Origin of the sequence: Gilliamella sp. Choc6-1 (assembly GCF_001690385.1) — a bacterium.
Classification (GTDB): Bacteria; Pseudomonadota; Gammaproteobacteria; order Enterobacterales; family Orbaceae; genus Gilliamella; species Gilliamella apicola_A.
Genome location: NZ_LZHI01000037.1, coordinates 57284 through 67179, shown reverse-complemented (window position 1 = coordinate 67179; position 9896 = coordinate 57284). Strand labels below are relative to the sequence as shown.

Sequence of the window (9896 nt, the reverse complement as noted above, 5' to 3'; positions counted from 1 at the left end):
TTTAATGCCACATCGCAAGAAGAGCTCGCCGAAATCAAACAACGACACCATATAACGGAATAATATAATAAAAATATTATTAAAATAATGGACACCGTTAAAGAAGGTGAAAGCCAAGATAAAAAAATGCACCAACTGGCGATTGACTTAGGCTCGTTAGCATTATTAAGTGTTGATAGCGTGGCTTTATACCGTGACATCAAATTAAAAATGCAGCTAGTTAAAGCGATGCGTTCAACAGTTTCGGGCACATTAGTACCTGAAATTAAAGCTAAACAGATGTTAAATACCTTGATTTCTAAAACCGTAGCCAAAGCCTTTGCCGCTATAACTATTTTTGAAGCCTTAGGCGAGTTAAAAAGTGCCTTGGGGATGTGGAATATGGAGGATAAAGATTATTTTAGAGCTAGATTGTTTGGTGCTTTTGCCTTAGGCGTTGGTGCAGCCCTATTATTATTGGGAAGTGAATTGGCTATAGGGATTGGTGTCCTTTTATTAGTTTCAAGTTTATACTTAATTGCTTATAGCAAAAAATACGATAATTTTACGCCTATCGATCACTGGTTAAACCGCTGTTATTTTGGGGTGCAAGAAGAGTTTGCCTATTTAGGGTATGGCGCTTATCACGAAGAGCAAGAGGCATTTGTGGGTTTTGGGCAGTCGGTAAATGACTATTTGGTTGCGGTGTCGGGCATTGACACCTTTATGATCTTTAAAAAACCAAGTTCATTTAGTGGGATGAAGCTACATCACCGCCACCTCTATTTTTATTTAACATACCCGCATAATGCAACCATCGCCCACCTGCCGTTGCAGGCCACGGTTACATTATTTGGTAAGAATGGGCAACGTGATGAGGATATGATTGAATCTCACTTTAATATCAGTTCAACAGGGGTAAATAACCACTCAGTAGTGGCGCACTCCCCAATCCACCTAAACGAAGATAAAGCCAAAGAAACCCTAAAAATCACCGAATATGTCACCACCGATAAAAACTATTTTATCGACCATTATGAAGCAAAAACCTTTAAAACCCTCACTCAGGGCAAAGCGGTATGGCAATCTAATTTTACCGATATTGAAAAAATCGAAGTAAAAGAGCCAGCTCCTAACCAGCCAGAAAGTCACCTAACGGTAATAACCTGGGTAGCGGGCACCTTTGCTTATGATCTAATAAATAACTACCAAATCAATATCAGCCCTAATGCACAAGATGATGACGAAATCCCGCTTATCATTAATCGAAGCAGTAACCAATTTCACGATGAATAAATAAAAGGAGAATAAAATGCCATCAAAATACCGCCCGCAAATTTTTGGTTGGTTTGGGGATCTAGATAAAGGTCCTTATAGTGTACCTTTGCATGACGATCGCTTAAGTTATGCCAATAATACCTATTGTGCCTTTATTCGTCAGGATTACAATGATCAGATTTTTTATGCTTGTTTGTATATTATTGGTTTTATCTTTGGAACTGGCTCTACTTTGAGTTTTCTTTGGTTAATAACGGAATATGATAATCCTACAATTAAACCGTTTACTTTAATGATAATTATAGTTGGATTTATTGCAAGTTGTTTAGGTATGTATGTTCTAATTCCAGAACTCTATCTAAATTTGTTTTCCCGCCGTGGCAGCCCCATTATATTTAACCGTAAAACCGGTAAAGTCTATGTTAATGAAAGTTACTTTTTTAACTTTAAGTTTTTACAGCATCCTGCGGTATTTTTACAACCGAAAAAACGCCGAATAAAAGAGTATGATTGGGACGATTTGCACGGTGTTATTATTCATAATATGTCACGTAATGCCTTAAGTTCAACCGTGTTAATGGTCTGCCAACCGGGCACGCACCAAGTGATAGATCATATTATGTTAGATCCTGCTCGAGCCGGCGCAGGAAGTACATTTGTTTGGGGATGGATCAATAGTTTTATGGTGCATTATAAATCTGCCAATATCGATGACGGTGAATATAAATCAGATCAAGAAGCGGAATTTAAAGCCCATAGGATTGAAGGGCAAGGTTGGCCCGAATGGATGGTCGAAGCGTTTAATGCCACATCGCAAGAAGAGCTCGCCGAAATCAAACAACGGTACCATATAACGGAATAACCCAGATGATTAAGGAATAAGGAATAATTATGCCATCAAAATACCGCCCGCAAATTCTTGGTTGGTTTGGGGATCTAGATAAAGGTCCACGTTTAGTGCCCCTGCATGACGATCGCTTAAGTTATGCCAATAATACCTATTGTGCCTTTATTCGTCAGGATCACAATGATCAGATTTTTTATGGCTGTCTCCACTTTATTGTTACTATGTTACTATTTTGGGAAGTATATTAACTGTAGATACGGTTATGTTTATTTTGGGATTCAATGTCTTTGAAGCTACCTGCAAGTGAAAGATGACTCAAAGAGCTACGCATTGAAAATCAAGAAAAGGTCGTTAAATAAGGCGCCCAATCGATGTGCTAACAGCCGATAGTATTTATCAATGGTATGGCTTTGAGTATTGTGTTATTGCCCACCCGACAATTCGTTAGCCCTTCCAGTTATTTAACGCATTAAATAATTCAAGCTATGGCAAATCAAGCGCTGCATTTTTGGTTATTTTCAGTATATAATTAAGAAAACTTAACAAATGGGGCTGAATAATGAGTAGCCATAATAGTGGAAGTTCAATTTCTGTTTCTAACCTTTTAGCTGCAAAGCCTATTTTTAGTTGCCAATTGGATGGAAAAGGTAATGCTAATCCCTTGAATGTAGACAATGAGGCTTCGGTACAGCAACCAAGTTGGATTCATTTAAATTTTGCTAATCCAGATACAATAAAATGGATAAACGAGACAAATTTAATCCCTGAACTGGTCAAGAATGAATTAATAAAACCGAATCAAATTTCTAAAGAAATTCGCTTTGATACAGGCATTTTAGTGGTTTTAAAAGGGGTTAATTTTATACCAAATGAATTACCCGATCCGATTGTTACATTTCGCTTTTATATTACAGATAACTTAGTTATTTCAGCACGGCACCAACAAATTGATGCTATTTCCCAATTGAAAAATAATTTAGAAAAAGGGATTGGTCCGGTTGATGTTGCTGATTGGCTAATTCAAGTATCTGAGTTAATCAGTGATCAAGTGAATTTATCTTTTAACAGTGTTCATAATAAAATTATTAAGCTCGAAGATTTAGTTTTAAATCAACGTATCTTTTCTTATAAAGAAATAGGTCGGGTACGTAAGCAATTGATTGTTTTACGGCGCTTATTATCACCGCAACGTGATATTTTTGTTAAGATTTCAACTGAAAGAATATCATGGATTGATGATAATGATCGTCAACGATTGCATGATATTTCCAATCAACAAAATCACTATATATCTGACATTGATAGCTGTTTATTACGGTTAGCATCAATTATGGAGCAAATTAATAGCTTTTTGGCTGAATCGACCAATAAACGAATTTATTTGATGTCATTGTTTACCATTATTTTTACGCCGATTACTTTTTTAACTAGTTTGCTTGGGGTCAATTTAGCTGGTATTCCTTTTAGTGAGCAAGGATGGTCTTTTGTTGGATTAATGGGACTACTTGCTGTTATTTGTATTGTTTCAGTTATTTGGCTTAAATATAAAAAATGGTGGTAAGTGGCGTGATTTTTTTAAAAGTAAGTAGAATATTATAAATGTTATAAAGCTGAAAATATGGATATTATTAAATCGTTATTTAAAGATATGCACCTAAAATGGATTCAAGCTTATTATCAAGACTGGATTGGCGATGAAATGTTAATTTTAACTTTTTTTGGGTAATGCTTTTAAGAGCTAAATGCAACCAACTATTTGAATTTGAAAATAAATTTGGTTTGTTGGTTCGATAAGTTTAACAAGCTTATGCTGTTTGGAATTTTTTAATGAATAATCATTTTTATGCAATTTAATCAGTCTTATCGTTTATTTATTGCCGAAAAGCCTAGTTTAGCAAGAGCTATTGCTGATGTATTACCCAAGCCTCATCAAAAGGGTAATGGGTTTATTAAAGCAAGTAATGGTGATGTTGTAAGCTGGTGTATTGGGCATTTATTAGAACAAGCCACACCAGAAGTTTATGATCCCCGATATAAAAAATGGATAATTAGCGATTTGCCTATCGTACCTGAAAAGTGGGTATTGATGCCGAAAGACAATACGAAAAAGCAATTTGATATTTTGGTGGAACTGATTAAATCAGCAGATCAGATTGTGCATGCTGGTGATCCTGATAGAGAAGGGCAATTATTAGTTGATGAAGTTTTAAATTATTGCCAATTACCCCCAGATAAACGCAAAGCAATACAACGTTGTTTAATCAGCGATTTGAATGCTAGCGCTGTTGAAAAATCATTACAGCAATTACGTAGTAATCAAGATTTCATCCCTTTATCAACTTCAGCATTAGCAAGAGCACGAGCAGACTGGCTTTATGGTATTAATATGAGTCGGTTGTGTACAATTGTTGGACAAAAAAATGGTTATCGCGGTGTGTTATCAATTGGGCGAGTGCAGACTCCTATTTTAGGCTTGGTTGTAAGACGAGATTTTGAGATAGAGCAGTTTGTGCCTAAACCATTTTATGAAGTCTTTGCGGTGATTCAAACTAAACATAATGAGCTTTTTAAAGCAAAGTGGCTGCCTAGCGAAGCTTGTGCTCCTTATCAAGACGAAGAAGGACGAGTATTAGTTAAGGCATTAGCAGAAAATGTTTGTAAAAGAATTAAAAATCAAATCGGTGTAATTGATAAAGTTAGCAATAAAAAGAAAGAGCTAGCTCCTCCTATGCCATTTAATTTATCTGCATTACAAATTGATATGGCAAAGAAAAATGGATTAAGCGCACAAGAAGTGCTCGATATTTGTCAATCGTTATATGAAAAACACAAATTAATAACTTATCCAAGATCGGATTGTCGTTATTTGCCAGAAGAGCATCTTAAGCAAGTGACAGGGGTAAAATCGGCAATTGAAAATAATTGTCCTGAATTAAAAACGGCGATTGATAATGCGGATTTTACTTTAAGAACAAAAATATGGAATGATAAAAAAGTTGAAGCTCATCATGCTATTATCCCGACTTTGCGTAAGGCTAAAATGGACAATTTGTCTAGCAATGAGAAAGCAGTTTATCAAGTTATTGCAACACAATATTTAGCACAATTTTATCCAGCTTATAAGTATTCTGAATTGCAAATTGAAGTTGATATTCAAGGTGGAAAATTCGTTTCAAAAGCAAACCAAATGTTAGATGCTGGTTGGAAAGTATTATTTGGAACCAAAAATAATCAAGCTGATTCCGTAAATGAGAGTAACGATAGTAACGCACTTTTAACCAAATTAGTTAAAAAAGGTGAAAATGTTCAATGTATAGATGCAGAACTTATCAGTAAAGAAACCCAACCACCAAAGCCATTTACGGATGCCACCTTGCTTTCAGCTATGACCGGTATTGCTCGATTTGTTAAGGATCCTGAAATCAAGAAAATATTACGTGAAACGGATGGCTTAGGTACTGAGGCAACAAGAGCAGGTATAATTGAACTGTTATTTAAACGTCAGTTTTTAACTCGCCAAGGTAAATCGATAAAATCAACACAAGTCGGTCGAAATCTTATATTATCGCTTCCTGATATTATGTCTATGCCAGATATGACTGCACATTGGGAACTACAGCTTGAGGAGATCAGTAAAAAAGAATTTTCGTATCAACAATTTATGATTCAGCTTAATCAATCATTACTTAATCTTGTCGATCAACTTAAAAATGCACAATTAAATATTCATACTTAATGTCTATTATAATAGGGCATTAAGTATGGCTGTATAGCAAGTCAATTATTTGATATGTGCAATTTTAATTTTTTATTGTTGTAATAGATGAGCAGTTATAATGAAAGAATTGCTGATGTAGGCAAAAGTTGTATTGATTTCACTATAGTTAGCTATATTGTGCACTTTCAGTGCTGTTTTTAAGCATTTACAAAGATTATTTTATATGACCCGTTGACTTATTTTCTGTAAGGGCGTATAAATTGCCCGTCTTTGAGCTTTTTCTTACTTTTTTAACTATAAAGGTGTTAAAAATGAGGGTGAAGAAAAGTTGAAATCCAAAGCGCTGAGTTCAATTTACAGGAGAAATATGGACACTCAATCGGGTCACCCCAAAATGTGGGGAGATAAATTCAAACAATCATTATCGGTTATGAACTTGTCTAAATAATCATTTTTTCAGTTCACAAGCCGAATTGATAAACGGTAACGGTGAACGATATGCATTTTCTTATACGCTATCACACAAACGCAAAACATCAATGTGCACAAATGCTAATGTTGTGTCTATTGTATCTTTCAGAAAAACATTTAGAGCCACCGAGTTGTATCTAATTCTTAATTAATTTCTTTTTGCTAATTTATATTTATGCTCAGCAATAGCTTTTTTAGCTACTTTTTTGCTATGCAATAAATTCTTAGCTCATCATAAATTTTGATTTGCTTATTGTTATGTTGTTAACAATGAGTAGGCGTTTATTTGCCAAAATGAATATAGGTACATAAGATGACTAAAAATATTTCAAAAATTAAAAATCCAAATAATTTAGATGTGAAAGCTATCAGCGAAGCACAAAATAGCCTTGATAGTATTTTATCTAAATTTCAAACCAGCCTTTCAGGATTAACGCAAGAAAATGCAAAATCTAGAATTGAACAGTATGGTAAAAACGAAGTGGCTCGCGAAAAAGTGCCATCAATTTTAGTGCAATTATTAATGGCATTTAATAATCCATTTATATTTGTATTATTAGTTTTAGCTATTGTCAGCTTTGTGACTGACTATTGGTTACCTTTGCAAAAAGGCGAAGAAACCGATTTAACTGGTATCATCATTATTTTGACAATGGTATCGTTAAGTGGATTATTGCGCTTTTGGCAAGAGTTTAGATCTAATAAGGCAGCCGAAGCTTTAAAGTCAATGATTCGCACAACAGCCACGGTATTGCGTCGTGCACATAAAGATATGACCCCCGAACGCATTGAAATTCCATTAAGTGAAATTGTTCCGGGGGATATTGTTTATTTGTCCGCAGGCGATATGATTCCGGCTGATGTTCGTTTAATTGAATCACGAGATTTATTTGTTAGCCAAGCAGTGCTAACTGGTGAGTCAATTCCAGTTGAGAAGTACGATACATTAGGTGCGGTTACCCAAAAAACGAGCAATGTAGGTGCCACTGATATCGACAAAGACAATTTACTTGATGTCAATAATATCTGTTATATGGGAACCAATGTTGTAAGTGGTACCGCTACAGCCATTGTTATTGCAACAGGTGGGGATACTCATTTTGGAACATTGGCAAAATCAATTGTAGGATCTCGTGCTGAAACCTCATTTGACCGTGGGGTGAATAGTGTTAGTTGGCTTTTAATACGCTTTATGATGATTATGGTACCAATCGTTTTTGTGCTAAATGGTTTTTCTAAAGGAGATTGGGGCGATGCTGCATTATTTGCTTTAGCTGTTGCAGTTGGGTTAACTCCTGAAATGTTGCCTATGATTGTTAGCGCTAATCTAGCTAAAGGCGCAGTTGGTATGGCGAAACGTAAAGTAGTTGTTAAGCGGCTTAATTCCATTCAAAATTTTGGTGCAATGGATATTTTATGTACCGATAAAACGGGTACTTTAACTCAAGATAAAATTATTTTAGAACATCATCTTGATATTAATGGTAAAGTCGATCCTACAGTTTTAGAGCTTGCTTGGCTTAATAGCTATTATCAAAGTGGTATGAAAAATTTAATGGATAAAGCGATTATCCGCTTTACTGAAGAAAAAACCAATATGAAAAAGGTAGGAGTTGGTTTATACAAAAAAATTGATGAATTACCATTTGATTTTGTGCGCCGTCGTTTATCTGTCGTTGTGCAAAATGGTGGTGATAATCATTTAATGATCTGTAAAGGTGCAGTTGAAGAAATGTTGTCCATTGCTAGTTACGTTTACGAAAATGGAGAATATTTGCCATTGGATGACAAGCGTAAACAAGCTTTAATTGCTATCGCGCATGAGTATAATAGAGAGGGGTTTAGAGTACTTGCTGTTGGTGTTAAAGATATTCCAGCTAGTGAAACCAAAGCTCAATACGGCGTGAAAGATGAAACTGCACTTGCGATTCGTGGATTTTTAACTTTTTTAGATCCACCAAAAGAAAGTGCTTTTGACGCTATTTCGGCATTAAACGAACACGGTGTGGGTGTTAAAGTGTTGACGGGCGATAACGAAATTATCACCATTAAAGTCTGTCGTGAAGTTGGTCTAGAGCCAGGTATTCCTTTATTAGGTACCGAAATCGAAAAAATGGATGATGCCGAACTTAAAGTAGAAATTGAACAGCGTACTATTTTTGCCAAATTAACCCCATTGCAAAAATCCAGAATTATTAAGCTATTGCAAGAAAACGGCCATACTGTTGGCTTTTTAGGCGATGGTATAAACGATGCGCCAGCACTTCGTGATGCCGATGTGGGTATTTCCGTCGATACCGCAACGGATATTGCAAAAGAATCGGCTGATATTATTTTGCTAGAAAAAAGCCTTATGGTATTAGAAGAAGGAGTGATCTGTGGTCGTGAAACCTTTGGTAATATCATGAAATACTTAAATATGACGGCAAGTTCTAATTTCGGTAATATTTTTTCAGTATTGGTTGCTAGTGCGTTTCTACCATTTTTACCTATGCTAGCGATACATTTACTCATTCAAAATTTGCTGTATGATATTTCACAACTCTCATTACCATGGGACAAAATGGATGATGAGTTTTTACAAAAACCACGTAAATGGGATGCGCTAAATATTAGGCGATTTATGATCTGGATTGGTCCAACCTCTTCTATTTTCGATATCACAACTTATGTATTGATGTGGTTTGTGTTTAGTGCTAACAGCATAGAAGCACAATCATTATTCCATTCAGGTTGGTTTATTGAAGGCTTACTTTCACAAACTTTGGTAGTACATATGCTTAGAACCCAAAAAATTCCATTTGTGCAAAGTACAGCTGCGTTTCCTGTTGTTGTAATGACTTTATTTGTTATGGCTGTAGGTATTTATATTCCATTTTCTCCACTTGGGAGCTTGATTGGATTACAGCCACTGCCATGGTTATATTTTCCTTGGCTTTTGGTAACACTATTTAGCTATTGTTGTGTTGCTCAATTAATGAAACGTATTTATATTAAGCGTTTCGGTCAATGGTTTTAGTTTCGCAAACTAATATATAAGCGATACTCAAGTCGCTTATATATGTAAAAAATTATTTAAATCATATAATTATAATTAGAAGGAAAATGAAATATGAAAACACCTCACAAAAACTTAATTGTCCTTATTAAAAGTCGAAAACTAAAAAAAGCAGAAAGAAAATTAGTAAATAAAGGCGTAAATTGAAAAAATATAAGTGTAATATAATTTCAAAATAAATAATTAGTATAATTATGTAAGTTAGAATACAATAAAAAACCCCAGTAATGGGGTTTTTTTATCTCTCTAAACGAATATGAAATTATTAAAAGAGATAATAACTAAATTTTTTAACAATATATTGGTAAGTTACAGTTTTAAATGGTTATCATTAGTTTTTCTTAAAATATCATAAATTTCGTCTTTAATTTTAAGTTTCTGTTTTTTCAATGCTTCTATTGTTTCGGTCGTATCAACAATAATTCCATTTTCAATATTTTTAATTTTTTGATCAAGTTCATTATGTTTATCAAATAATTTTTGAAAGCGGAGATCGGAATTTTTTAATTTTGATATTACTTCTCGGTATTCTGGAAACATAGCTA

At 34.6% G+C, this 9896-nt stretch carries 7 protein-coding genes; 6 read left to right on the top strand and 1 reads right to left on the bottom strand.

All coding sequences use genetic code 11. The annotated features are described in order from the left end of the window. Positions 1-87 precede the first annotated feature (87 nt). From A9G36_RS05445 to mgtA, 6 genes are all read left to right on the top strand, one after another. Complete coding sequence (locus tag A9G36_RS05445; protein ID WP_065585481.1) at positions 88-1275, top strand: hypothetical protein; 1188 nt, start codon at positions 88-90, stop codon at positions 1273-1275. Between the two features lie 16 nt (positions 1276-1291). Beyond that, on the top strand, positions 1292-2119 hold the full coding sequence (locus A9G36_RS05440) for a DUF6708 domain-containing protein (protein ID WP_065585480.1): 828 nt from the start codon (positions 1292-1294) through the stop codon (positions 2117-2119). Positions 2120-2148: 29 nt separating this feature from the next. Continuing rightward, on the top strand, positions 2149-2352 hold the full coding sequence (locus A9G36_RS05435) for a hypothetical protein (RefSeq protein ID WP_065585479.1): 204 nt from the start codon (positions 2149-2151) through the stop codon (positions 2350-2352). A gap of 311 nt (positions 2353-2663) precedes the next feature. Beyond that, positions 2664-3665 carry a zinc transporter ZntB gene (gene zntB, locus A9G36_RS05430; protein WP_065568535.1) on the top strand — a complete coding sequence of 334 codons (1002 nt, stop codon included), beginning with the start codon at positions 2664-2666 and terminating at the stop codon, positions 3663-3665. A gap of 282 nt (positions 3666-3947) precedes the next feature. Next, positions 3948-5840, top strand: a complete 1893-nt coding sequence (locus tag A9G36_RS05425) for a DNA topoisomerase III (RefSeq protein WP_065568534.1) — start codon at positions 3948-3950, stop codon at positions 5838-5840. 766 nt (positions 5841-6606) lie between these two features. Beyond that, entirely contained in the window at positions 6607-9312 is a 2706-nt protein-coding gene (gene mgtA, locus A9G36_RS05420) for a magnesium-translocating P-type ATPase (RefSeq protein ID WP_034945963.1), read from the top strand. 348 nt (positions 9313-9660) lie between these two features. On the opposite strand, the gene A9G36_RS05415 is transcribed toward mgtA, so the two are convergent. Next, positions 9661-9891, bottom strand: a complete 231-nt coding sequence (locus A9G36_RS05415; protein WP_034945960.1) for a YdcH family protein — start codon at positions 9889-9891, stop codon at positions 9661-9663. Between the last annotated feature and the right edge of the window lie 5 nt (positions 9892-9896).

Bases quoted from the DNA above. Each gene is read 5' to 3' on its own strand.
- A9G36_RS05415 (WP_034945960.1), bottom strand. From the start codon at position 9,891: ATGTTTCCAGAATACCGAGAAGTAATATCAAAATTAAAAAATTCCGAT.
- A9G36_RS05435 (WP_065585479.1), top strand. From the start codon at position 2,149: ATGCCATCAAAATACCGCCCGCAAATTCTTGGTTGGTTTGGGGATCTA.
- mgtA (WP_034945963.1), top strand. From the start codon at position 6,607: ATGACTAAAAATATTTCAAAAATTAAAAATCCAAATAATTTAGATGTG.
- A9G36_RS05440 (WP_065585480.1), top strand. From the start codon at position 1,292: ATGCCATCAAAATACCGCCCGCAAATTTTTGGTTGGTTTGGGGATCTA.
- A9G36_RS05445 (WP_065585481.1), top strand. From the start codon at position 88: ATGGACACCGTTAAAGAAGGTGAAAGCCAAGATAAAAAAATGCACCAA.
- zntB (WP_065568535.1), top strand. From the start codon at position 2,664: ATGAGTAGCCATAATAGTGGAAGTTCAATTTCTGTTTCTAACCTTTTA.
- A9G36_RS05425 (WP_065568534.1), top strand. From the start codon at position 3,948: ATGCAATTTAATCAGTCTTATCGTTTATTTATTGCCGAAAAGCCTAGT.